The sequence below is a fragment of the Streptomyces sp. NBC_00659 genome (genome assembly GCF_036226925.1).
Lineage (GTDB): Bacteria > Actinomycetota > Actinomycetes > Streptomycetales > Streptomycetaceae > Streptomyces.
Window position 1 is genome coordinate 8,277,065 of the sequence record NZ_CP109031.1, and the last position, 23,287, is coordinate 8,300,351.

20 protein-coding genes are annotated in these 23,287 nt (G+C 72.0%); 11 read left to right on the forward strand and 9 right to left on the reverse strand.

Annotated elements, in window-relative coordinates; translation table 11 throughout:
• Positions 1–41: 41 nt before the first annotated feature.
• The 3 genes from OG410_RS36090 to OG410_RS36100 are packed head-to-tail and all read left to right on the forward strand — an operon-like array spanning position 42 to position 3,153.
• Positions 42–1,397, forward strand: coding sequence for an enolase C-terminal domain-like protein (locus OG410_RS36090; RefSeq protein ID WP_329302982.1), 1,356 nt, complete (start codon positions 42–44; stop codon positions 1,395–1,397).
• Positions 1,394–2,158 (forward strand): SDR family NAD(P)-dependent oxidoreductase, encoded by a 765-nt coding sequence (locus OG410_RS36095; RefSeq protein WP_329302983.1) that lies wholly within the window; start codon positions 1,394–1,396, stop codon positions 2,156–2,158. Before OG410_RS36090 ends, OG410_RS36095 begins: the two co-directional genes overlap by 4 nt.
• Positions 2,155–3,153, forward strand: a complete 999-nt coding sequence (locus OG410_RS36100; protein ID WP_329302984.1) for an aldo/keto reductase — start codon at positions 2,155–2,157, stop codon at positions 3,151–3,153. The genes OG410_RS36095 and OG410_RS36100 overlap by 4 nt, the downstream gene beginning before the upstream one ends.
• Positions 3,154–3,409: 256 nt before the next feature.
• Here the strand turns inward: OG410_RS36100 and OG410_RS36105 are convergent, their stop codons facing one another.
• A complete protein-coding gene (locus OG410_RS36105) occupies positions 3,410–4,840 on the reverse strand; it encodes a lipase maturation factor family protein (RefSeq protein ID WP_329302985.1) in 1,431 nt (476 codons plus the stop codon).
• Between the two features lie 115 nt (positions 4,841–4,955).
• Here OG410_RS36105 and OG410_RS36110 point away from each other — a divergent pair, with 115 nt between their 5' ends.
• The 3 genes from OG410_RS36110 to OG410_RS36120 all read left to right on the forward strand — a co-directional run bounded on the left by OG410_RS36110 (position 4,956) and on the right by OG410_RS36120 (position 9,357).
• Complete coding sequence (locus OG410_RS36110; protein WP_329302986.1) at positions 4,956–6,287, forward strand: DUF6777 domain-containing protein; 1,332 nt, start codon at positions 4,956–4,958, stop codon at positions 6,285–6,287.
• A gap of 78 nt (positions 6,288–6,365) precedes the next feature.
• Positions 6,366–8,441, forward strand: a complete 2,076-nt coding sequence (locus OG410_RS36115) for a SpoIIE family protein phosphatase (RefSeq protein ID WP_329302987.1) — start codon at positions 6,366–6,368, stop codon at positions 8,439–8,441.
• Positions 8,442–8,496: 55 nt separating this feature from the next.
• Positions 8,497–9,357 carry an Fpg/Nei family DNA glycosylase gene (locus OG410_RS36120; RefSeq protein ID WP_329302988.1) on the forward strand — a complete coding sequence of 287 codons (861 nt, stop codon included), beginning with the start codon at positions 8,497–8,499 and terminating at the stop codon, positions 9,355–9,357.
• 52 nt (positions 9,358–9,409) lie between these two features.
• On the opposite strand, the gene OG410_RS36125 is transcribed toward OG410_RS36120, so the two are convergent.
• The 3 genes from OG410_RS36125 to OG410_RS36135 all read right to left on the reverse strand — a co-directional run bounded on the left by OG410_RS36125 (position 9,410) and on the right by OG410_RS36135 (position 11,510).
• The gene (locus OG410_RS36125) at positions 9,410–10,090 is read right to left on the reverse strand and encodes a zf-HC2 domain-containing protein (RefSeq protein WP_329302989.1); all 681 of its coding nucleotides are present in this window, start codon (positions 10,088–10,090) and stop codon (positions 9,410–9,412) included.
• Between the two features lie 220 nt (positions 10,091–10,310).
• The gene (locus OG410_RS36130) at positions 10,311–10,826 is read right to left on the reverse strand and encodes a hypothetical protein (protein WP_329302990.1); all 516 of its coding nucleotides are present in this window, start codon (positions 10,824–10,826) and stop codon (positions 10,311–10,313) included.
• 135 nt (positions 10,827–10,961) lie between these two features.
• Positions 10,962–11,510 carry a sigma-70 family RNA polymerase sigma factor gene (locus OG410_RS36135; protein WP_329302991.1) on the reverse strand — a complete coding sequence of 183 codons (549 nt, stop codon included), beginning with the start codon at positions 11,508–11,510 and terminating at the stop codon, positions 10,962–10,964.
• A gap of 275 nt (positions 11,511–11,785) precedes the next feature.
• On the opposite strand from OG410_RS36135, the gene OG410_RS36140 reads away from it, so the two are divergent.
• Positions 11,786–12,940, forward strand: a complete 1,155-nt coding sequence (locus OG410_RS36140; protein ID WP_329302992.1) for a CapA family protein — start codon at positions 11,786–11,788, stop codon at positions 12,938–12,940.
• A gap of 66 nt (positions 12,941–13,006) precedes the next feature.
• Here OG410_RS36140 and OG410_RS36145 read toward each other — a convergent pair whose 3' ends face one another.
• The gene (locus OG410_RS36145; RefSeq protein WP_328445506.1) at positions 13,007–13,471 is read right to left on the reverse strand and encodes a universal stress protein; all 465 of its coding nucleotides are present in this window, start codon (positions 13,469–13,471) and stop codon (positions 13,007–13,009) included.
• A 102-nt stretch (positions 13,472–13,573) separates the two neighbouring features.
• On the opposite strand from OG410_RS36145, the gene lysX reads away from it, so the two are divergent.
• Together lysX and OG410_RS36155 are read left to right on the forward strand one after the other, a co-directional pair.
• Complete coding sequence (gene lysX, locus OG410_RS36150; protein WP_329302993.1) at positions 13,574–16,852, forward strand: bifunctional lysylphosphatidylglycerol synthetase/lysine--tRNA ligase LysX; 3,279 nt, start codon at positions 13,574–13,576, stop codon at positions 16,850–16,852.
• A gap of 80 nt (positions 16,853–16,932) precedes the next feature.
• Positions 16,933–17,778, forward strand: coding sequence for a polysaccharide deacetylase family protein (locus tag OG410_RS36155; protein WP_329302994.1), 846 nt, complete (start codon positions 16,933–16,935; stop codon positions 17,776–17,778).
• A 108-nt stretch (positions 17,779–17,886) separates the two neighbouring features.
• On the opposite strand, the gene OG410_RS36160 is transcribed toward OG410_RS36155, so the two are convergent.
• A complete protein-coding gene (locus OG410_RS36160) occupies positions 17,887–18,549 on the reverse strand; it encodes a class F sortase (protein WP_329302995.1) in 663 nt (220 codons plus the stop codon).
• Between the two features lie 331 nt (positions 18,550–18,880).
• Between OG410_RS36160 and OG410_RS36165 the strand changes: the two genes are divergently transcribed.
• Positions 18,881–19,372: a hypothetical protein gene (locus OG410_RS36165; protein ID WP_326784185.1), complete on the forward strand. Its 492-nt coding sequence runs from the start codon at positions 18,881–18,883 to the stop codon at positions 19,370–19,372.
• Between the two features lie 129 nt (positions 19,373–19,501).
• Here OG410_RS36165 and OG410_RS36170 read toward each other — a convergent pair whose 3' ends face one another.
• The 3 genes from OG410_RS36170 to OG410_RS36180 all read right to left on the reverse strand — a co-directional run bounded on the left by OG410_RS36170 (position 19,502) and on the right by OG410_RS36180 (position 21,246).
• Positions 19,502–20,041: a hypothetical protein gene (locus tag OG410_RS36170; RefSeq protein WP_329302996.1), complete on the reverse strand. Its 540-nt coding sequence runs from the start codon at positions 20,039–20,041 to the stop codon at positions 19,502–19,504.
• A 226-nt stretch (positions 20,042–20,267) separates the two neighbouring features.
• The gene (locus OG410_RS36175; RefSeq protein WP_329302997.1) at positions 20,268–21,032 is read right to left on the reverse strand and encodes a bestrophin-like domain; all 765 of its coding nucleotides are present in this window, start codon (positions 21,030–21,032) and stop codon (positions 20,268–20,270) included.
• Positions 21,033–21,048: 16 nt separating this feature from the next.
• Complete coding sequence (locus OG410_RS36180; protein ID WP_329302998.1) at positions 21,049–21,246, reverse strand: hypothetical protein; 198 nt, start codon at positions 21,244–21,246, stop codon at positions 21,049–21,051.
• Between the two features lie 730 nt (positions 21,247–21,976).
• On the opposite strand from OG410_RS36180, the gene OG410_RS36185 reads away from it, so the two are divergent.
• Positions 21,977–22,930 carry an SCO0930 family lipoprotein gene (locus tag OG410_RS36185; RefSeq protein WP_329302999.1) on the forward strand — a complete coding sequence of 318 codons (954 nt, stop codon included), beginning with the start codon at positions 21,977–21,979 and terminating at the stop codon, positions 22,928–22,930.
• The last annotated feature ends 357 nt before the right edge of the window (positions 22,931–23,287 follow it).

Here is a 23,287-nt window from a genome sequence, read left to right on the forward strand (position 1 = left end):
CACCCGGCCATGGACCCCTGTCGCCGACGGAAAGGCACGCCGTGCCCCCGACCTCCGCCCGTGTCGTCGCGGTCGACACCCACGACATCCGCTTCCCCACCTCGCGCGCGTTCGACGGCTCGGACGCGATGAACCCGGACCCCGACTACTCGGCCGCGTACGTCGTGCTGCGCACCGACGCCCCTGACGGAGCCGAGGGTCACGGCTTCGCCTTCACCATCGGGCGGGGCAACGACGTCCAGGTCGCCGCGATCGACGCGCTGCGAGGGCACGTCATCGGACGGTCCCTCGACGAGCTGTGCGCCGACCCCGGCTCCCTCTCCCGGGACCTGGTCGGCGACAGCCAGCTGCGCTGGCTCGGACCAGAGAAGGGCGTGATGCACATGGCGATCGGCGCCGTCGTCAACGCCGTGTGGGATCTGGCCGCACGACGCGCGCGCCGACCGCTGTGGCAACTGCTCGCGGAGGCCGATCCCGAATGGCTCGTCGGCCAGGTCGACTTCCGCTACATCACGGACGCGCTGACGCCCGAGGAAGCGCTGGAACTGCTGCGCCGGGGCAGGGAAGGCGCCGGGGAGCGCGCCGCGACCCTGCGCGCACACGGCTTCCCCGCCTACACCACCTCACCCGGCTGGCTCGGCTACAGCGACGAGAAGCTGACCCGCCTGGCCGTCGAGGCCGTCGCCGGGGGCTTCCGGCAGATCAAACTGAAGGTGGGCGCGGACCTGGAGGACGACCTGCGCCGCTGCCGCGCCGCCCGTGCCGCGGTGGGCCCGGACATCCGTATCGCCGTCGACGCCAACCAGCGCTGGAACGTGGACGAGGCGATCACCTGGACCAAGGCGCTCGCCGAGTGCGGGCCCTACTGGATAGAGGAGCCGACCAGCCCCGACGACATCCTCGGCCATGCCGCCGTGCGCGCGGCGGTGGCCCCCGTCAAGGTCGCCACCGGCGAACACGCGCACAACCGCGTCGTCTTCAAGCAGCTCCTCCAGGCGGGTTCCCTCGACATCCTCCAGATCGACGCCGCCCGGGTCGGCGGAGTCAACGAGAACCTCGCCATCCTGCTCCTCGCCGCCAAGTTCGGCGTCCCGGTCTGCCCGCACGCCGGAGGTGTGGGCCTGTGCGAACTCGTCCAGCACCTCGCGATGTTCGACTTCGTCGCCCTGTCCGGCACCACCGAGGACCGCGTCATCGAGTACGTCGGCCATCTGCACGAGCACTTCACCGAACCGGTGGTGATCCGCGACGGCCACTACACCGCGCCCACCGCGCCGGGCTTCTCCGCCGCGATGCGGCCCGGGTCCGTCGCGGAGTTCACCTATCCCGGCGGTACCTTCTGGGCCGCCGACCTCGCCCGGCGGACCGCCGACGACCCGAAGGGAAACGCCGTATGACGGACTCTCAGGACTTCGACGGACTCAAGGCGCTGGTGACCGGGGGCGCTTCGGGGATCGGCCGGGCGGCCGCCGGTCTCCTCGCGGCCCGCGGCGCCCGGGTCGCCGTCCTGGATCTCGATCCATCGGCCGTCGAAAAGCCCCTGACCGGCTACCGCGCCGACGTCACCGACGACGCCTCCGTGCGCGCGGCCGTCGCCGCCGCGGTCGCGGACCTGGGCGGGCTCGACATCCTGGTCAACAACGCGGGCATCGGCGCCCGCGGCACCGTCGAGGACAACGACGACGGGGAATGGCACCGGGTCCTGGACGTCAATCTCCTCGGCATCGTGCGGACGACCCGCGCCGCCCTTCCCCACCTGCGGGAGTCCGCGCACGCGGCCGTCGTGAACACCTGCTCGGTCGTGGCCACGGCGGGACTGCCCCAGCGGGCGCTGTACTCGGCGTCCAAGGGCGCCGTCCTCGCTCTGACCCTGGCCATGGCGGCCGACCACGTCGGCGAAGGCATCCGCGTCAACTGCGTCAACCCCGGCACGGTGGACACCCCTTGGGTCGGCCGGCTCCTGGACGCCGCTGCCGACCCGGCCGCCGAGCGCGCCGCGCTGGAGGCCCGCCATCCGACCGGCCGCCTGGTGTCGGCACCGGAAGCCGCGGGCGCCATCGCCTACTTGGCGAGCCCGCTGTCCGGCTCCACCACCGGCACCGCGCTCGCGGTGGACGGCGGGATGCAGGGCCTGCGGCCGCGCCAGGCGGTCCGGTGAACTCCCTCGGCGCCGACGGCGTCCCCGTCAGCGCGCTGTCCTTCGGCGCCGCCGGTATCGGCAACCTGTACACCGAGGTCACCGACGAGCAGGCGTACGACGCGGTCGACGCCGCCTGGACGAGCGGCATCCGCTACTTCGACACCGCCCCGCACTACGGCCTCGGCCTCTCCGAACGGCGCCTGGGCACGGCCCTGCGCGACCGGCCCCGCGCCGAGTACACCGTCTCGACGAAGGTGGGCCGCCTCCTGGAGTCCGTGGACACCGGCGGCGACGATCTGGCCGACGGCTTCGCGGTGCCCGCCACGCACCGCCGCGTATGGGACTTCAGCGCCGACGGCGTACGACGGAGCCTGGACGCCAGCCTCGGACGGCTCGGCCTGGACCGCGTGGACGTCGTCTACCTCCACGACCCCGACGACCACGCCGAGCAGGCGTTCCGCGAGGGCTTTCCCGCTCTGGCGGAGCTGCGTTCGCAGGGCGTGGTGCGCGCGATCGGCGTGGGCATGAACCAGACGCGGATGCTGACCCGCTTCGTCCGCGAGACCGATGTCGACGTGGTGCTGTGCGCGGGCCGCTACACCCTCCTGGACCACGGCGCGCTCACCGAACTGCTGCCCGCAGCCCAGGACCGCGGCACCTCCGTCGTCATCGGCGGCGCCTTCAACTCCGGCCTGCTGGCGGACCCGCGCCCGGGAGCGACGTACAACTACACCGACGCTCCGGGCGAGTTGCTGGACCGTGCCCTGCGCCTGAAGGTGATCGCCGAGCGGCACGGTACGACCCTGCGCGCCGCGGCCCTGGCCTTCCCGGCCGCCCACCCCGCGGTGGCGAGCGTCCTGGCAGGCGCCCGTTCGGCGGCCGAAGTCCGCGACTGCGCCGAGCAGTTCACGACGCCCGTGCCCCCGGACTTCTGGCGCGAGCTGCACAAGGAGGGCCTGCTGCCCGCCGACGCCCCCCTCCCCGAACGGGAGACCCGCGTCCACCGCGCCTGATCCCGGTCCCTCGGCGGCGTCAGCCAAGGGCAGCGCCGCCGAGGTCGAGCACCAAGGGCCCGGGCCACATCGACCGGTCCTCCGGCACGAAAGGGAATCGGCTGCCCGGCATCCGGGTGGTAAGCCCCCGGACCCTCGACATGGAGCTCCAGGCCCGTGTCGTCCGGCCGGTACAGCCCGTCGCGGAGCGCCGGCCACCGGCTCACTCACCGCCTATGATCACCGATCACTTCGGAACCGTATGCCTGTCGCGGCACTAGTACGGAACACGTCGCTCGTCGGCGCCCTCCAGCCTCGTCGGCGGGAGGAAGTCGCGCGCGTATGTCCGGTGCCAGCACGCTCCCGTCTCGCGGAACTCGTGCCACGTCGTGTACCGGTAGCGGAAGAGGCGGGCGCGAATGTAGCGGGGCGGGGCGTCGGCGGGGAACGGGGAGCGGCGGAGGAGTCGCAGGGTGTCACGGTCGTTCTCCAGCAGCCGCTCCACGAGAGCCGAGAACCAGGTGCCGGCGTAGCCGGGAGAGAGCGCCACGAACCACATCAGCCAGTCGAGCCGCAGATGGTACGGAGCGAACTGGCGCGGCCAGTACCGCGGATCGCCAGGCTTGCCCTTGAACTCGTACTCCCGCCAGTCCGCGTCCTCGCGCGGCGCCTCGTCCGTGGTGCCCTCGACGACCACCTCGTGACGCACCCGGCTGACGCTGCCGAACGCCCCGTAGGTGTTCACCAGGTGGAGCGGGTCGAAGGAGCGGTTCATGACCTGCCGCCGGGAGACCATGTTGCGTGCCGGACGGTAGCCGAGGGCCAGCAGGCCGGCGGCCACCACGAGGACGACCACCTCGTACCAGAGCGGCGGGGCGGCGACGTGCGGCGCGGTGGTGGGCAGTTCGGTCACGCTCAGGGCGAGCACGATCGTCGTCCAGTTCAGCCAGGCGAAGTTGCCGGACAGGACCAGCCACAACTGGGTCAGGATCATCAGCGAGGCCGCCGCCGTCGCGACCGGCTGCGGAGTGAACAGCAGCACGGGGAGAACCAGTTGGGTGAAGTGGTTCGCGGCCACCTCGATCCGGTGGAACGGCCTGGGCAGATGGTGGAAGAACCAGCTCAGCGGACCCGGCATCGGCTGGGTCTCGTGGTGGTAGTAGAGGCAGGTCAGGTTCCGCCAGCAGGCGTCGCCCCGCATCTTGATCAGCCCCGCGCCGAACTCCACCCGGAACAGCACCCAGCGCATGAGGAACAGCACGACGACCGGTGGCGCCACCTCGTCGTTGCCCAGGAACACCGCGAGGAAGCCCACCTCCAGCAGCAGCGACTCCCAGCCGAACGAGTACCAGGTCTGGCCGACGTTGACGACCGACAGGTACAGGGCCCACGGGAGAAGCCACAGCAGCATCGCCCCCCAGAGCGGCAGATACCCGTCGAGCCCGGCGGCCAGCGCCACCGACACCGCGCAGCCCGTCCAGCACCAGGCGGCGAAGAAGCGGTCCGAGTAGCGCCAGTGGAAGACACTCGGCGCGTCCCGGAACGCGACGTGCCGCACGAAGCGCGGCACCGGGAGCATCCCGCGCTCCCCGGTCAGCGCACGGAACTGCAGGGCCGCGCCCAGGAACGCGACCAGATACAGCACGGCCAGCCCCCGCTGGAACACCAGTCGGCTCAGCCAGTAGTCGGGTGCGACGAACCACTCCATGGCGGGTGCTCCTCTCCCCTCCATTGTGACGCTGGGTGACCGATTTCCGCTTGCGTGCGCCAAGAGAGTGACGCAGACAATGAGGCACCAACTGCCCGGGACGGACAGGAGAGACGTGGTGCACATACCCACCAGGACCTTTGTCGCGACCTGCGCGTTCGCGGCGGCACTCCTTGTCGTCGCGGGCTGTGGCGGCGGTGGCGGGGGCACGGCGCCGAACGGATCCACCGGCGACGAGGTGCTCCTCCAGCCCCTCGCGGTCCAGGGGCCCGACCCCTTCACGGCGCCCACCGACACCACCCCCGGGCCCCCGCCGCCCGTCACCCGAACGCCGCAACCGTCGCCCACCGGCACCCGGGGCGCGCGCACCGTCTCGGGCGCCACCCCGGGCCTGTACGGCGGCACCCGCAACGCCGGCAGCTGCGACGTCGCCCGGCAGATCAGGTTCCTCGCCGCCGACGGGGCCAGGGCCCGCGTCTTCGCCGAACTCTCCGGGATCTCCCCGGAGTCCGTCCCGGACTATCTGCGCCGGCTCACCCCGGTCGTGCTCCGCGCCGACACCGGCGTCACGGACCACGGATTCGCCGCAGGGCAGGCCACCGGCTTCCAGGCCGTCCTCCAGGCCGGCACGGCCGTCCTCGTCGACGACCGGGGCGTACCCCGGGTCCGCTGCGCCTGCGGCAACCCGCTGGGCCGGCCCGCCAAGGCCGACGGGAACCCGGACACCCGGGGCAGGCCCTGGAGCGGGTACCGGCCCGCCCAGGTCGTGACGGTGACACCGGCGCCCGCCGTCATCACCGACATCACGATCGTCGACGTCGCCGACCACACCTGGATCGAGCGGCCGGTCGGGTACGAGGGCCACCGGCACGACCACGCCGTACCGCCGCCCGAGAGCCCGGACCCGCTGCCGCACGACTCCGCCACCGCGCGCGAGCCCTCCGCCGGCACCTCGCAGGGCGGCCGGAGCCCGTCCCCCGACGCCTCCGCGTCCGACTGCCCCACGCCGACAGCGACAGCGACCGCGACGGTGACGCCGACACCGGGGACCGGGGAGGGCACCCCGGACGAGAGCACCGGGCCGGGCACCGCGCCCACCGCCGTGCCGACGGACGGCGCCGCCATGGACGTGGCCGGGCCGGGCCGCTCCGCGCGCCCGAGCGCCGAGCCCTCGCACTGCCCCTCGGCCACCGTCACCGCGGCGCCGACGACGGCGCCCGCGGCCCCCTCGGGCGACACCACGGCTCCGCCGACCGGCCCGGCCGACCCCGGCCGCTCCGCCTCACCGGAGCCCCCGGCACTGCGGGAACCGTCCGACGAGCCGGGCACCCCCACCGAGGACACGGGCCCGGACAGCCCCGAGGCACCCGACGGCGAGTTGATCCCCGACGGGCCGACCGGTCCGGACAGCGTCTTCGACGTCTCGGCCGACACCCCCGGCAGGTGAACACCCTCGCGTCCGGGGGGCCTGGAACCAGGCCCCCCAGAAGTCGAACAATCGGGCAAATACTGGCATGGTGGCCCCATGGTTGATCGGGGAGCGAGCGCCCTGTCACTCCCGGACGACTGGCCCGCCCACCCGGATCCGATCCTGGCGCTCAACCGCATGGGCAGCTTCGACTGGGACCTGGACACCGGTCTGATGCAGATGGACGCCCAGGCCCACGAGATCTTCGACATGCGCCCGGACGAATACGACGGGCAGCCCGCCACCCTGGGCATCCGTGTCCCGCCGGCCGAGTCGCGGCGGCTCGACACGATGGTCTCCCACGCCCTGAAGGACGGCAGCGAGAACTACGGCGCCTACTTCCGTATCCGCCGCCGCGACGGAGCCGTGCGCTGGACCCACACCCAGGGCTACATCCGCCGCGACGACAACGGCCGGCCGCGCCGCATCATCGGCATCGTCCGTGACGCCACGGCCGAGCTCGACGAGAGCGCGGCGCGCCGCGAACAGGCCGCCCAGAACGAGGTACGGCGCCAGCAGACCAGCGTCGTCCAGCTCACCACGGCCGCGCTGGCCCACGCCGTCACCGTGCAGGACGTCATCGACGTGCTCCAGGACACCCACGGCCTCACCCACCTCGGGGCGGCCAGCCTGGTCATGGGCCTGGTGGAGTCCGGCCGTATCCGCATGGTCGCCACCGGCCCCGAGCACAGCTACGTCCCCGGCACCCGGGTCACGCGCCTGGACGCGCAGTACCCGATGAACGAGGTCGTACGGACCCTCGCACCGCACTTCATCGAGTCGCCCGAGGAGTTCGCCGAGTCGTATCCGCTCCTGTGGCCGAACATCACCGGTCTGAAGATCACCTCGGCCGCCTATCTGCCGCTCATCGTGCAGGCGCGCCCCATCGGCGCGATCGGCCTGCTCTACAACGACCGGCACGGGTTCTCGGAGGACGAGCGCAACGTCCTCGTCGCGCTCGGCAGCAGCATCGCCCAGAGCCTCCAGCGGGCCATGTTCTTCGAGCAGGAGAAGGACCTCGCCCAGGGCCTCCAGCAGGCCATGCTGCCGCGCTCCATCCCCAGCGTGAGCGGCGCCGACATCGCCGTCCGCTACCGTTCCGCCTCCCTCGGCCGCGACATCGGCGGCGACTGGTACGACCTGATCCCGCTGCCCGGCGGACGCGTCGGCGCCGTCATCGGCGACGTCCAGGGCCACGACACGCACGCCGCCGCCGTCATGGGCCAGCTCCGCATCGTCCTGCGCGCCTACGCCGCCGAGGGCCACACCCCGGCCACCGTGATGGCCCGTGCCTCGGTCTTCCTCCACGAACTCGACACCGACCGCTTCGCGACCTGCCTGTACGCCGAGATCGACCTGTCCACCGGAGTGACCCAGCTCGTCCGGGCCGGCCACATCGACCCGCTCGTCCGCTCCACCGACCGGACCTGCCGGCGGCTGCCCCTCGAAGGCGGCCTGCCGCTCGGCCTGTCCGCCGAGTTCGGACGCCTCGAGTACCCGGTCGCCACCGTCGAGCTCGACCCCGGCCACACCCTGCTGCTGTGCACCGACGGACTCGTCGAGGAGCCGGGTGTCGACCTCGACGACGGGATGCGCATCCTCGGCGACGTCATCCGCAGCGGCCCGGAGGACGTCAGTGACCTCGCCGACCGGCTCATCGACATGGCCGAGGAGCGCGGCGGCGACGACGACGTCGCCCTGCTGCTCCTGCGCCGCCACGGTCTGATCGACCAGCGCTCGGGCGGACGCCTCCAGCAGCATGTGGCGCCCGGCGACCCGGAGGCGCTCAGCGAGGCCCGCCACATGATCCGGGCCGCCGTCCGCGCGTGGGGAGCCCGGGACCGGGCCGACGAGATCGAGCTGGTCGCCGACGAACTGATCACCAACACCCTCATGCACACCGAGGGCTCGGCCATCGTCACCCTGCGCGTCCTGGCCGGATCCGACCGCAGACTGCGCGTCGAGGTCGAGGACTCCTCCAGCGCGCTGCCGCGCCGCCGCGAGGCGGGCGAGTCCGGTGTCTCGGGCCGCGGACTGCTGCTCGTCGACCGCCTCACCGATGTGTGGGGTGTCGAGGCGCGCGGCGGCGGCAAGGTCGTGTGGTGCGAGTTCATGGTCCGGGAGCGCACCTGACGCCCGGCGTCGTCCGGTCCCTGGCGTCGTCGGCGCCGGATGGCACTCTGGACGTATGCCGGAGCTGCCCGAGGTCGAAGCGCTCAAGGATTTCCTGGCCGAACGTCTCGTCGGACGCCGTGTCGTGCGCGTGCTGCCCGTCGCCGTCAGCGTCCTGAAGACGTACGACCCTCCCGTCTCCGCCCTGGAGGGACGCGAGGTCACGGCCGTCCGCCGGTTCGGCAAGTTTCTGGACATCGGTACGGACGGCCCGCACCTCGTCACGCATCTGGCCCGTGCGGGCTGGCTGCACTGGAAGGACACGCTCCCCGACGGCCCGCCCCGGCCCGGCAAGGGGCCGCTCGCGCTGCGCCTCGCGCTGGAGACCGGCGAGGGCTTCGACCTCACCGAGGCGGGCACCCGGAAGCGGCTCGCCGTGTACGTCGTCGAGGACCCGGAGCGGATTCCCGGCGTGGCCCGGCTCGGCCCGGACCCGCTCGCCGACGACTTCGACGAGAAGCGGTTCGCCGGGCTGCTCCAGGGCGAGCGGCGCCGGCTCAAGGGCGCGCTCCGCGACCAGAGCCTGATCGCGGGTGTGGGCAACGCCTACAGCGACGAGATCCTGCACGCCGCCCGGATGTCCCCCTTCAAGATCGCCTCCTCGCTGACCCCCGAGGAGACCCGGCGGCTGTACGAGGCGCTGCGCGGCACGCTCGCCGAGGCGGTGGAGCGCTCCCACGGGCTGGCCGCCGGGCGGTTGAAGTCGGAGAAGAAGAGCGGTCTGAGCGTGCACGGGCGGACGGGGGAGCCCTGTCCTGTGTGCGGTGACACCATCCGCGAGGTCTCCTTCAGCGATTCCTCGTTGCAGTACTGCCCGACCTGCCAGACGGGCGGCAGGCCGCTGGCGGACCGGCGGATGTCCCGGCTGCTCAAGTAGACGGACCGTGCGGGCGGTCCCTCGGTGCCCCGGGCGGTGAAAAGGGTTTCGCTCAGGGGGAGTTGAGCGTCACGAGGTGCTCGCCGTCCGCCGTGCGCACCTCGAACCGGCGGATCTCGTCGGACCGCATCGACGAGCCGCCCTGCATCGTGAGGGGCGCCTCGTTGTCCGCGGGCTCCATCCAGCTCGTCACCGACTGCTCCGAGCCGTCCTTGCCGATGGCCACGAGCTCGCAGGAGCGGGGACCCTTGGCGTCCTTGACCTCGACCTCGATGTCGCTGCCCCAGAGCCGCTCACGGGTCGTCACCTGGGCCCAGACACCGGTCTCCGCGTCGGTCCTGGCCATCTGGCTCGACGGGGGGTCGGCCACGACGGCCGTGCCCGAGGGGGAGTCGTGGCCGACGACGAGCGCGAGCGCGGGTCCGCCCGTCGCGAGGACCACGGAGGCGGCCAGGGCGAACAGGAGGCGCCGGCGCCGGGCCCGGTTGCGCGTGGCCACCTCGCCGAGCAGCCGGTCGAGCAGCCGCGGCCCGGGGGCGGCGAAGGGGTGGACGCTGCGCGGCGTCGACTGCCGGTACAGCATCAACTGCCGTGTGGCGGGGCGGTACTCGCTGACGAACGCCGTGCACTGAGCGCACTCCACGAGGTGGTCCTCGAAGCGGAAGGCTTCCGCCTCGCCGAGCACGCCGAGCGCATAGGCGCCGACGTCGCGATGCCGTTCCAGGGACCTCATACCGAATACCGAATCCTCGTGGCGTTGGTGCGGACTGTGAGTGGTGTTGCTGTTGCCCACGGGTACGCATCAGACCGTCGAATCACTCAAGACTCGTCAGGAATCGGGGTCAAGACGTTCGGAGCGGGGGCGCTCGCGGATTGGTGCGAGCGCCGGGGAATTGTTCCCGGCGCGGTCGCGGCCGCCACCGGAAGTGATTCCGGCGCGGTCACGGCCGCCCTCAGAAGAGGTGGATGGCCAGATGCCCGAGCGGCAGCCCCAGCCGCCAGGCCGCCGTCCACACCTTGGGGCCGTCGTCCTCACCAGGCACGGAGCCACCGCCGGGCACCGCGTCCAGGTCCGGAGCGAGCAGTTCCGTCTCCTCCAGCCACCGCCAGGCCGCGGCCGCCAGCTCCAGATCGGGATCGGGCCCGGCGCATCCGGTGGACTCGGCCGCGCGCAGCGCCAGGTGCTCGCGCACCCAGGTGTGCCAGGGCTGGTCGTACGCCGTGAGCGAAAGCCAGGTCTCCAGCTGGGTGATGACCCGGATCCCGGAGAGTTCGCCGCCGCTGTCGGACAGGAAGATCGTCAGTGCGAGGGCGTCGCGCCCGGCGCGGAACTCGAAGGAGGTGGGCGGCATCAGGTCGCCCGTCCGCAGCAGTTCGTCGGCGATGTACTCGGCGTACAACCAGGCCATGGGGACGGTGAGTTCGCCCCCACCGGTGCCGTCCGTGCTCTCTTGCCCTCTGTGCAGCATCCCTTCCTGCCTTCCTCCGGTGCGTGCGCGTCGCCCGACCCCGGGCCCCAGTCCGGAAAACGGATGAGGCAAGCTGATTGCTCAACCATGGTCCTCGGCAAGGCGCTTTACAGAGGTTTGACCAAGTCTTCGGTTTCACCGCAGGTCGGCCGCGTATCCCGGAAGAACCCGGCGCAGGGCGCGCAGCGCGTAGTACGCGCGGGACTTCACCGTACCGGGCGGAATCCCGAGCGCCGCGGCGGCCTCCGCCACACTGGCCCCCTGGAAGTACACCAGCACCAGGACTTCACGGTGTTCGGGAGTGAGTGTCTTCACAGCCTCTCGCACATCGAGTGCCGCCGCCGAGCGTTCGGCGTGATCGGCACAGACCCGCGCGTTGTCGAGGATCGCGTCACCGACCTCCGGAGGCCGTGCCTGCCGGGCCCGCCGCGCGTCGATGGCCAGCCTCCGCCCGACGGTCAGCAGCCAGGGCCGTACGGAGTCGAAGTCGTCGGCGCGCAGGGCCTCGGGATGCTGCCAGGCGCGGACGAACGTCTCCTGCACCAGGTCCTCGGCGCGCTGGCGGTCGCCGTCGGACAGGCGCAGCAGCAGGGCGAACAGGGGGCGGCCGTGCTCGCGTTGCAGCGCGGCCAGCTCGTGCTCGGCGGTCGTCCTGGGGGTGATGGTGGTGGTTCCGGCCGTCATGGCGTGTATGCCAGCGTCCCGGGCCCCGCGCGGACAGACCGGGGACACGGTTGTGCGGTGGGCGGTCGAAGCGGTCGGCGAACGGTGCGCCGAACGGTCGGCCGAGGTGGAGCCGCGGATTCCGGGACTGCCGCGTCCGTACCGCCGTTCGCCCCGGCGGGCCTGCCCGTGAACGCCGAACGGGTGAGCCGCGGCGGTGTCTCCTTGACTGCGGGCGGCCCGTGTACGTGGATGCGTATCTATTAGTAGGGAAATGCGACCGCATGGGGCCCGGCATGATCACACGCGCGCGACAGATCCATCTGGCCCTCGCGGCCGCCCTCATCGCGGCCGCGGTGACCAGTCAGGCCCACGACACGGCCGCGCGGCACCCCGGCGGGCGGCCCGGACCCCCCGCCGCCCGCGGCTTCACCCTCGTCGCCGCAGGCGACGTCCTGCCGGACAGCTCGGTCCTCGAACGGGCCGGCTCCGACGCGGGAGGCACCGGATACGACTTCCGGCCCATGCTCGCCGGCGTCCAACCCCTCGTCTCCCGGGCCGACCTGGCGATCTGTCACCTGCGGACCGTGTACGACACCGAAGGCGACCCCACCGGCTCGTCCGTCTTCAAGACCCCTCCCCAGGTGGCCGAGGGGCTCGCCGCCACGGGGTACGACTCCTGTTCCACCGCCTCCAGCCACACGCTGGACGACGGAGCCGACGGCGTCCGGCGCACCCTGGACGCGCTGGACCGGGCGGGCGTGCGGCACGCGGGATCGGCCCGCGGCGAGCGGGAGGCGACCGCCGTGACCCTGATGCGGGCGGGCGGGGCCCGCGTCGCGCATCTCGCGTACACCGACGACACCGGCGGGCATCCGCTGCCGCAGGGCCGGCCCTGGGCGGTCGGCCTGACCGACCCCGCCCGGATCCTCGCGGACGCCCGAGCCGCCCGCAGAGCCGGCGCCGACGTGGTCGTCGTCTCCCTCGGCTGGGGAACCGAATGGCAGGACGGGCCCGACGAGCGCCAACTGCGGTTGAGCAGACAGCTCACCGCCTCCCGCACCGGCGGCCGGCCCGACATCGACCTGATCCTCGGCACCCGCTCCCATGTCCCGCAGGCGTACGAGAAGGTCAACGGCACCTGGGTCGTCTACGGCACGGGCGACCAGATCGCCGGTGAGATGTACAACGACCGGGGCGTCCAGGACCCGCGCGGCAACGAGAGCACCCTCGGCCGCTTCACCTTCTCCCCGCCCGCGCGGCGCTCACAGCGGTGGGAGGTGACGAAGGCCGAGTTCGTCCCGCTGGCCTTCGACCTCGACGCCGGCCGGGTCGTCGACCTGGACGCGGCGCTGGAGCGGGGCGCCACCGTCGGTGCCGTCCGCGACCGGATCCGCGACGTCGTCCTCGGCAGGGGCGCGGTCCGGTCCGGCCTCCTCATGGCCGAATGACGCGGGACCGCACCGACCGGCACGGCGCCCCCACGGCGACCCTCCACGGCACTCCCGCCGCACCGCCTACGGCACGACCGTGACCGGCCAGCGGCCCGCCTTCACCAGCCGGACCGCCACCGAACCGACGATCCGGTGCCCGGACTGCTCGGAGGCCCCGACCACCACGGCGTCCGCCTTCAGCTCGTCCGCGGCGGTGACCAGGCCGTTGTAGGGGTCGCCGCGGAACGTGTGGAACTCCCAGCGCACATCGAATATGTCCTTCACCCGCTCGGCGGCGTCGCGGATGTACTGCACCAGATCCTCGGCGATCTCGTCCGTCGTCTCCGCGACCGGCACCCCGAGCGCCGCTCCCGCCGCCATCACCGGCTTGACGTAGACCACCGCCAGCAGCGCCCGCTGCCGCCGCGCCAGACCACCGGCGTACGCCGCGGCGCGCAACGAGGAGTCGGAGCCGTCCACACCGACGACGATGACCTTGGGACCGTCCGTCCCGCGCTCGAACCGATGCGCGTGCTGCTCTTCCGTCACGGCTGCGAGGCTATCGGAACCCGCGGATCCGCCTGCCCCGGGGGGAGCCTCCGAGATCGGCTCGACGGGCGGGTCGCCGCCGCTCTTCCTACAGTCGGATCCATGAGTGCCACCGTGGAGGCCCGCCCGCCGAAGACCGCCAGCGGCCCGGCACGGCCGCCCGGGACCGGCTTCCTCAGCAAGGTGCCCGAGGGCTTCGCCGCCTTCTTCGTCGCCATCGGTCTGCTCTGCACCCTGCTCGCCTTCATACCCCCGCTGCGCGCACTGCTGCGCCCGGTCGTGCGCTTCCTCGACCTTCTGATCATCCCGGTCAGCGCCAACCTCGCGTACGCCGTCTTCCTCTTCCTGCTCTCCGCCGCGACGGCCGCCCGCAAGAAGATCGCCTGGTGGCTCGTGGTCGTCTACCTCGGCCTGCTCGTCCTGACCGACATCCTCGGGATCGCCGCCGGCCTGTACGCCGCCTCGATCCCCTCGCTGATCGTCTGCGGACTCCTGCTCGCCCTGCTGATCGTGGCCCGACGGGAGTTCTACGCCGACTCGCGGCGCGCCGCCGTACGACGGGCCCTGCTCGTCCTGGTCACCGGACTCGTCCTCGCGATCCTGCTCGGCTGGGGCCTGGTCGAACTGTTCCCCGGCACCCTGGCGGAGGGCCAGCGGCTGCTGTGGGCCGCCAACCGGGTCTGCGGCGGGCTCGTCTCCGGGCGCTCGTTCGACGGCCGTCCGCCGCGCTGGCTGTTCTTCGTGCTCGGCCTGTTCGGCGCTCTGGCCCTGCTCAACGCGGCCGCCACGCTCTTCCGCTCCCAGCGTCTGGTCGCGGCCCTGCACGGCGACGAGGAGTCCCGGATCCGCGCCCTGCTCCAGGCCTACGGAGGCGGCGACTCCCTCGGCTACTTCGCCACCCGCCGCGACAAGGCCGTCGTCTTCTCGCCCAGCGGCAAGGCGGCCGTCACCTACCGCGTCGAGGCCGGAGTGTGCCTCGCCAGCGGTGACCCCGTCGGCGACCGGGAGGCCTGGCCGCACGCGATCGCCGCCTGGCTGGACATCGCCCGCCGCTACGCGTGGGCCCCCGCCGCGATGGGCGCGTCCGAGGAGGGCGCCAAGGCGTTCGCGCGCTCCGGGCTCGGTGCCCTCCAGCTCGGTGACGAGGCGATCCTGCACGTCGCCGGCTTCGACCTGTCCGGCCGCGACATGCGCGTCACCCGGCAGGCCGTCAACCGCGTCAAACGCACCGGCGCCACCTGCCGGGTCCGCCGGCACTCCACCCTGACCGACAGCGAGATGGAGGAGATCGTCAGCCGGGCGGACGCCTGGCGCGACACCGAGACCGAGCGCGGCTTCTCGATGGCCCTCGACCGGCTCGGCGACCCCGAGGACGGCGACTGTCTGCTCGTCGAGGCGATGGGGTCCGACGGCAAGCTCCTCGCGCTGCTCTCCTTCGTGCCCTGGGGCCGCGACGGCATCTCCCTCGACCTCATGCGCCGCGACCGCAGCGCGCCCAACGGAGTCATGGAGTTCATGGTCGCGGAGGTGTGCGCGGTCGCCGGCAAGTTCGGGGTCCGGCGCATCTCCCTCAACTTCGCCGTGTTCCGCTCCGTGTTCGAGGAGGGCGCCCGCATCGGCGCCGGCCCGGTGCTCAGACTCTGGCGCAGACTGCTGCTGTTCTTCTCCCGCTGGTGGCAGCTCGAGGCCCTGTACCGCTCCAACGCCAAGTACCACCCGGAGTGGTACCCGCGCTTCATCTGCTACGGCGACACCGGCGCCCTCGCCCGCATCGGCATGGCCTCCGCCATCGCCGAGGGCTTCGTCTCCGTGCCCTCGCTGCGCAGTCTGTGGGGCAAGGGGCATCCGAAGGGCGGACCCGCACCCGCCACGACCGCGGGACTGCCGTCGCTGGCGGCCCTCGGCCTCGACGCGGACGGCGGGGCCGGGAGCGAGGACCCCACCACCGGGCTGCCCGACCAGGTCCGCGTGCGGTACCGCAAACTCGACCGGCTGCGCGCCGAGGGCACCGACCCCTACCCGGTCGGCATCCCGCCGCGCACCCATGTCCTGGCCGACGTCCGCGGCGGCGAGGACGTGACCGTCGCCGGACGGGTGATGCTCGTACGCGACTTCGGCGGCCTCCTGTTCGCCGTGCTGCGCGACTGGTCGGGTGACCTCCAGATCGCCCTCACCCGCACGGAGTCGGGCTCGGCGCTCGACCGCTTCCGGCAGGTGATCGACATCGGCGACCACATCAGCGCCGACGGTCTCGCGGGAGCCAGCGACTCCGGCCAGCCCACGGTCTTCGTCACCTCCTGGCAGCTCACCGCCAAGTGCCTGCACCCGCTGCCCGACAAGCGCAAGGGCCTCGCCGACCCCGAGGCGAAGGTGCGCCGCCGCTATCTCGACCTGGTGTCCAGCCCCGCGGCCCGCGACGTCGTCCGTGCCCGCTCCACCGCCGTCCAGGCGCTGCGCCAGGGGCTGCTCGACCGCGGCTACCTGGAGGTCGAGACCCCGATGCTCCAGCAGATCCACGGCGGAGCCAACGCCCGGCCCTTCACCACCCACATCAACGCCTACGACCTGAACCTCTATCTGCGCATCGCGCCCGAGCTCTACCTCAAACGGCTGTGCGTCGGCGGCATGGAGAAGGTGTTCGAGATGGGCCGCACCTTCCGCAACGAGGGTGTCTCCTACAAGCACAACCCCGAGTTCACGATGCTGGAGGCGTACCAGGCCTTCGCCGACTACGACGTGATGCTCGACCTCGTCCGCGAGCTGATCCAGGGCGCCGCCACCGCCGCGTTCGGCACACCGGTCGCCCGCAAGGACGGTGTCGAGTACGACATCTCGGGGGACTGGCCCGTCAAGACGGTGTACGGAGCGGTCTCCGAGGCGCTGGGGGACGAGATCGACGCCGACACGAGCCTGGAGAGGCTGCTGCGGCTGTGCGACCGCGCGGGCGTGCCGTACACGGCGGACGACGGACGCGGTGACGTCGTCCTGGAGATGTACGAACGTCTCGTCGAGGAGAAGACCGAGCTCCCCACCTTCTACAAGGACTTCCCGACCGACGTCTCCCCGCTCACCCGGCAGCACCGCACCGACCCGCGGCTCGCGGAACGCTGGGACCTCGTCGCGTTCGGCACGGAACTGGGCACCGCCTACTCGGAGTTGACCGACCCTGTCGAGCAGCGCCGCCGGCTCACCGAGCAGTCGCTGCTGGCCGCCGGGGGAGATCCCGAGGCGATGGAGCTCGACGAGGACTTCCTGGACGCGCTGGAGTACGCCATGCCGCCCACCGGCGGGCTCGGCATCGGCGTCGACCGGCTGGTCATGTTCCTGACCGGCCTGACGATCCGTGAAACGCTGCCGTTCCCGCTGGTGCGCCGCCGCTGAATGGTCCAGGCGGGTGCATTCACGAGGCCCTACGGGTGTTGTCCGGCGTGGCGAGCCCTCCGCCGGGTGACTGATTGGTCATGAAAAAGGATCAGCTGATTACCCGGCGCCGGGCGTTGATCGCCGGCGCCGCCGTCCTGGGGGCGGCCGGAGCGGCGGGCACGGCCCGTGTCCTGACCGCCGGTCAGGCCACGGATCCGGCGCAGGGTCTGCCGCTCTCCGGCCCGCAGGCGAACCGGGCCCTCAAGCCCTCCGCCTACCGCCTCCAGCCCCTCGCCGGGTACGGCGCCCCGCCGCACGGCACGCAGCTGCGGACCCTCGTCCGGCACGAGCCCTTCATCCGCGTGTCCGGGCGCGGCCGCTCCATGGTGCTGACCTTCGACGACGGCCCCGACCCGCACTACACCCCCGAGATCCTGCGGACCCTGCGTGAGTACGACGTGCACGCCATGTTCTTCGTGTGCGGGCGGACGGCCGCCGAGAACAAGGACCTGCTGGGCGAGATGGCCGACGACGGTCACCTCGTCGGCAACCACACGTGGAGCCATCCGCTGCTCACCAAGCTCTCGCGCTCCGCGATCCGCTCCGAGATCGAGCGCACCAGCGAGGTCATCGACGAGGCCTACGGCGAGCCGCCGTCCTGGTTCCGCGCGCCCTACGGGGAGTGGAACCGGGCGACCTACCAGATCGGGGCCGAACTCGGCATGGAGCCGATGTCCTGGACGATCGACACGAACGACTGGGCGAGGCCCGGGACCCGTGCGATCGTCGGCACGGTCCAGAAGGAGGCCGCCCCGGGTGTCGTCGTCCTCTCGCACGACGCGGGCGGCGACCGCTCACAGAGCGTGCAGGCGCTGCGCACCTACCTCCCGCGCCTGCTGGACGCCGGCTACCACATGACGGTGCCGCGCCGTAAGTACGCCTAGAACCGAAAAGGGCCCCGCGCACCGTGTGTCGCGGGGCTTTCGGCCGGGCGGCCGGCGGGAAGCGCAACGCCTCGCCGACCGGCTTTCGCACGCCCGGTCCGGGAACGCTCAGCGCACCTCGGAAAGGCGCGCGAAGACGACCACGTTCCCGTCGTATCCGTGCTGCTTGGAGAAACCGCCGCCGCACGTGATGACGCGCAATTCGGGGGTTCCCTTGCTGTTGTACACGCGGTCGCCGGGGAAATTGCTCTTCGCGAAGACCTCGATGCCGTAGATCTCGAACACCGCGGTCTTCCCGTCCTTGCGCAGGACCTCGACCTTGTTCCCCTTCTTGAGCGCCCCGAGCCCGTAGAAGACGGCGGGGCCCCGCGTGTTGTCGACATGGCCCACGACCACGGCCGTGCCCTTCTCGCCGGGCGAGACCGCTCCGGTGAACCATCCGGCGAGATTCGCGTCGTCGGGCGGTGGCGCGTCGACCCAGCCGTCCACGTCCAGGCCCACCGGCATCACCGGGGCGTCGACGCGGATGGCGGGGATCCGTACCCGGTCGGCCACGGAGTACGGCAGCGCGTCGGGCGTCTTCGAGAACGTGCCGCCCGGCGTGCGGCTGTCCGCCGCTGCCGCCGAGGCCGGCTGCGGGGGGCCCACGTCGAACTCGCCGGAACCGTTCCGGATGAGTGCGAGGCCGGTCAGCAGAACAAGCGCTATGACGCCCCAAGGAGCGCGCTTCCTCTGCCGCTCCTCCTCTTCGGCCAACTCGGACGCAGACATTCGCAATCCCCTCTCGACGCGGCCGTCGCCTCGTCATCCGCGCATATGAGCACGCTAATGGCAGCAAGGTCGCCCGGCGACGGGGAGCGGGCGAACGGGTGGCCGAAGGAAAGCCCCGTGCGCCATCCGAGTTGCCGTGACCAGGAATTTTCTGACGGTCCGTGACCTGCGGCAATATCCGATTGTGTGGAATTCCTTCGGCGTGTCCTCTCACCAGGACGGACCATTCCCGAAATGCGGCCGCGTGCACGGCATCTGAGGGTCTGACTGGGAGGCGCTTTCTCGCCGATCCACCGGGGACGGTTCCCGGGGCGCCCCCGCGGAGGATCACATGCGTACTACTCGTGCCCTGGCGGTGTCCGCCGCCGCGGTCGCCGCCGTGGGGCTCGCCGCCCCGATGGCCGCGGCGTGGAACACGCCCAGCAACATTGTCGCGATGCCCAGTGTCATCGCCCGTGGCGGCCAGCTCACCGTGACCGTCGACGGGTGCCCGAGGGGAGGCACGATGACCTCTCCCGCTTTCCGTCAGGCGAGACTCTCGCCGCTCCTGGGCAGCCGCAACGAGTCGTCCAGCGGTACGGCCACCATCAACCAGGACGCCGCTCCCGGCTCGTACGACATCACCGTCAACTGCGACGGGACGGGCCCGCTGACCCGCCCGGCCGCCTTCACCGTCATCGGCGGTGTGCGCGGCGGCCTCGGCGGCAGCAGCACCACCGGTGCCACGCCCACCGACATGGCGATCGGCGGCGGTCTGGTGGCCGCGGCGGCCGTCGGCGGCGGGGTGTTCTGGATGCGGCGCAGGTCGGAGCGGCACATCTGACCGTTCCGCCGGCGAGCGGCCGGTCCCGCCCCCTTCGGAGGCCGGCCGTCCGCCACGCGGGCCGCACGTGACAGCCCTTCGCTCCGGGCCCGCCCGACCGGGTCCGGGGTGAAGGGCTGTGCCGTTGCGTCAGGTCTCGTCGGAGGGAGTGCGCCGACGGGACAGGTACCAGGCGGCGCCGACCGAACCGGCGATGAGCGCCGTGCCCATCCCGATCTGCTTCAGGTCGAAACCGCCGGCACTGCCGCCGACACCGGCCCGGACGCCCCGCTGCAGGGGTACCGGGGTCGGAGTGACCGGCGACCGGCCGCCGGTGATCGTGAGACCGGTGCTGCCGCTCGCTCCGCCGCACGAGAACGTCACGTCGTACACGGCCCCGGGTCTGGCGTCCCAGTCGACCATGGCGGTGGCCGAGGACTGCCCCGGCGGGATGGTGACGGTGTCGAAGACCCCGGAGGTGACCGTGGCGGTTCCCCTGCACCCGCCGTCCCGCTTCAGGAGCAGCGACACCTGGCCGCCGGCGGCGACGGTCGACGGCTGCACGCTGAAGGCGAACGGGGTGATCGGGGTGAGTCCGTGGTCCCCGTCGCCGGCGGACGCGACGGGTGCGGCGAAGGTCAGGGCTGTCATGCCCAGCAGTGCGGCCGAAGCGACGCGTATCGCGCGCATGGTGAGCCTCCAGGTCCCCGAGGAGCCTTGCTGCGGACCTATTCCGCTTGCGCCGGAAATGCACCTCGATGATCGGAACGCTAGGAAAGGGCGAACAGGGGCGCGATCCCAGTAGCGCGAACGGGGCAATTGTGTGGGCCGTTCGGGGGACGCCGTGCGTGCGGACGGGGGACGCGCACGGCGTGGCGCCCGCCCCCCCGCCCACGGAAGGTCCCCGGGGGGCGCGTCACCCGGGAAGTTGTGGGAACAGCGCCGTGAAGGGCTCCGTCGACGCCGTGATCCCGCGGCTGTAGGGCGCGTCGAAGTCCCAGATCAGGAACAGCAGGAACGCGATCAGGGCGGAGAACAGCCCGGCCAGGATCAGTTCCCGGGCGGTGCGCCGGATCTGGAGCGCGAAGATCATCCCGACCGTGACCACGGCGCCGGTGATCAGCCCGAACCACACCACCCCCGGCATGGTCGCCCCCGTGGAGTCGGCGCGGGCGCTGCGCGCGGTGTCGGCCGCCGTCACCTGGTCGAGGAGCGGCTGGTAGGCCTGCGCCTCGAAGTCCGACTTCGGCTGATAGTCGGTGACGTCGTGCCGGACCCGGTCGAGGAGCCGGCCGCCCTCCGAGGTCACCCGGCCCTGCTCGGCCATGGCCTTCCACTCGGTGGTGACCACGTGGTGGACGTACGCGTCGACGTCACCGCGGATCCGGTCGCGGACGTCGGGCGGGTAGACCCGGACCCGTTCGGAGATCTCGTGCAGGGCCTGCGCCTCGCTCTGCACCTGGTTCTGGGCGCCGCCGCGGGCCTCCCAGACACCGGCGATGGCCAGTCCGAGGACGATGGCGTACACCACGCCGATCATCATCGTCATGTACTCGATGACGTCCGGCGTCTCGGTGGGGTCCTCGTCCTCACTGGCCCTGCGATGGCGTACGAGGGTCACGACGAGGACCACCAGGCACGCGGCCGCCATCGCGAGGGTGAGAACAAGCCAATCCGACAAAGTGTGCCTCCAGGGGTCAGCGCGGGCGCAGCGCGGCGACGGCGAGCACCGCGGGCGCGGTGATGAGCAGGGTGAACGAGACCAGTGACGGACCGCCGCGGGGCGCGTGCTTGTGCGGCGGGGTGCGGTACGCCGGATAACTGACCGGAACCGGCGCCGGAGCGGGACGCGCGCTCGGTGTCGGTGCGGGCTTCGGCGTGGGTCTCGGTGCCACGACCGGAGCGGGCCGCGGCGGCACGGGCCTCGGCGCCGGTGGAGGCGGCGGTGGGGGCGGAGGCGGAGGCGGTGGTGGTGGAGGCGCGGGCTTCGGTGCGTGGGTGGGCGGAGGCGGTGGGGCCGGCTTCGGTGTCGGCTCGGGCTTCGGTGTCGGCTCGGGCTTCGGCGGCGGAGGGGGCTCGGGGGCCGGCGGGGTCGGCGTGGGCGTCGGCGGGCAGGGCGGGGTCGGGGCAGGGGTCGGGGCCGGACACCGGACGGTGTGTCCGACGACGGCGACCGCCCCGTCGCCCGCCACGGCCACCGCGGTGATCCCGTCGCCGTCCGGGCCCGTCGAGGCGTACGCGCAGGCGTCGGCCGTGGCCGTTCCGCTCGGTGCGCCGACGAGGAGCCAGGTGAGCGCCGTCAGCGCCAGTACCCGTATGACGAGGGCGGATCGATTCCGCTGGGGTGCGTGCACGACCAAGATCATGGGGCGCGAGGGGCCGGGTCACGCCGAAGTGTCCTGGATTGGCCACGAATTGGGTACCTCCGGCCCTCGGTGGCTGACGCGTGAGGCCGGGAACCGTGGGCATTGATCGAACATGTGGGCGATCCGCGTCGACCGCCGCACAGTCTTCCGAAAGAAATTTGAGGCCCGTTTGAACACTCCTGCACCTCCCGCCCGTACCTAGGGCCATGCGCGGCGCTGCAGGGCGCTGCAAAACTTATGCGAACAGCGGGAGTTACCAATGAAGACCTCCTGGCGGAGCGCCTCACTCGTAGCGTCAGCTGCGGCCGTGCTGGCGCTCACGACGGCGTGTGGTCAGGAAAACGCAACTTCGACGGGTGCCCAGAACGTGGGCGCCACCTCGGCGGCGGGCGGTTACGGGACCAGCACCACCGCCGGTGCCGGTGCCGATGCCGGCAACGGCTACGGAGCCGATTCCAAGGAGAGTGCGGCCGCGAAGCCGGGGGTCGCGGGCGCGCTGGCCGTGACCGAGAGCGTCAAGCTCGGCAAGGTGCTGACCGACGGCTCCGGGTTCACTCTCTACCGCTTCGACAAGGACACCGCCGAGCCGCCGAAGTCGAGTTGTGACGGTGCCTGCGCGACCGCCTGGCCGCCCGTGCCCGCCGAGGGCGCGGAAGCCGCCACCGGTGTGGACAAGGCACTGCTCGGCGAGGTCACCCGGACCGACGGCACGAAGCAGCTGACCATAGGCGGCTGGCCCATGTACCGGTACGCCAAGGACACCAAGGCCGGTGACACCAACGGCCAGAACGTGGGCGGCACTTGGTTCGCCTCGGCGCCCGACGGCAAGAAGGCCACCCTGGCCTCCCTCCCCGGTCTGTCGGTCCGCAAGGACCCGAAGCTCGGCGACATCGTCGTCGACAAGAACGGCATGACCGTCTACCGCTTCATGAAGGACCAGGCCTGGCCCGTCTCGAAGTCGGCCTGCGTCGGTGCCTGCCTGGAGAAGTGGCCCGCGGTCGCCCCGGTCTCCGAGGACGACACCAAGGGCGTCAAGAAGAAGGGTCTGATGCCCTTCACGCGCCCCGACGGCGTGAAGCAGATGTCGGTCAACTGCTGGCCGATCTACACCTTCTCCGGTGACAGTGCTCCCGGCGACACCAACGGTCAGGGAGTCGGCGGCACCTGGTACGCCGTCTCGCCCGACGGAAAGCCGGTCGGCGCGGCCGAGTAGGGCGTCAACACCCCACGGTTGACCGGCTCGCCCGAACGAACGCGCCGCCCAGGGTCCGCCCCCTCCACCGGAGGGGGCGGACCCTTGTGCTCCCCGGGTGCGGGCGAAGGATTCCGGCCGTCGCCGGAACGTGAAAGATCCGGTCGGCGGCCCGGATGTGAAAGAACGCCGCTGCGCGACAGGGGACTTGGCCACGCTTCGTGACCCCGCCGAGCTTTTTGGAATGCTTCGGAACGATTTCGCGGGGGCGGTGAGTGGCGTTCGCGGTATACGTTCGCAGATGCCAATTCGGCACGTGCCTGAGGCAGTGACCGGGAACGGACGGTCAATTTCCGGTTTGACTCGCTCCTTTGGCGG

Excerpts from the sequence above, each read along its gene's own strand:
- OG410_RS36095 (WP_329302983.1), top strand. The coding sequence starts at position 1,394 with ATGACGGACTCTCAGGACTTCGACGGACTCAAGGCGCTGGTGACCGGG.
- OG410_RS36105 (WP_329302985.1), bottom strand. The coding sequence starts at position 4,840 with ATGGAGTGGTTCGTCGCACCCGACTACTGGCTGAGCCGACTGGTGTTC.
- OG410_RS36115 (WP_329302987.1), top strand. The coding sequence starts at position 6,366 with ATGGTTGATCGGGGAGCGAGCGCCCTGTCACTCCCGGACGACTGGCCC.
- OG410_RS36120 (WP_329302988.1), top strand. The coding sequence starts at position 8,497 with ATGCCGGAGCTGCCCGAGGTCGAAGCGCTCAAGGATTTCCTGGCCGAA.
- OG410_RS36125 (WP_329302989.1), bottom strand. The coding sequence starts at position 10,090 with ATGAGGTCCCTGGAACGGCATCGCGACGTCGGCGCCTATGCGCTCGGC.
- OG410_RS36130 (WP_329302990.1), bottom strand. The coding sequence starts at position 10,826 with ATGCTGCACAGAGGGCAAGAGAGCACGGACGGCACCGGTGGGGGCGAA.
- OG410_RS36135 (WP_329302991.1), bottom strand. The coding sequence starts at position 11,510 with ATGACGGCCGGAACCACCACCATCACCCCCAGGACGACCGCCGAGCAC.
- OG410_RS36140 (WP_329302992.1), top strand. The coding sequence starts at position 11,786 with ATGATCACACGCGCGCGACAGATCCATCTGGCCCTCGCGGCCGCCCTC.
- lysX (WP_329302993.1), top strand. The coding sequence starts at position 13,574 with ATGAGTGCCACCGTGGAGGCCCGCCCGCCGAAGACCGCCAGCGGCCCG.
- OG410_RS36155 (WP_329302994.1), top strand. The coding sequence starts at position 16,933 with ATGAAAAAGGATCAGCTGATTACCCGGCGCCGGGCGTTGATCGCCGGC.
- OG410_RS36160 (WP_329302995.1), bottom strand. The coding sequence starts at position 18,549 with ATGTCTGCGTCCGAGTTGGCCGAAGAGGAGGAGCGGCAGAGGAAGCGC.
- OG410_RS36165 (WP_326784185.1), top strand. The coding sequence starts at position 18,881 with ATGCGTACTACTCGTGCCCTGGCGGTGTCCGCCGCCGCGGTCGCCGCC.
- OG410_RS36170 (WP_329302996.1), bottom strand. The coding sequence starts at position 20,041 with ATGCGCGCGATACGCGTCGCTTCGGCCGCACTGCTGGGCATGACAGCC.
- OG410_RS36185 (WP_329302999.1), top strand. The coding sequence starts at position 21,977 with ATGAAGACCTCCTGGCGGAGCGCCTCACTCGTAGCGTCAGCTGCGGCC.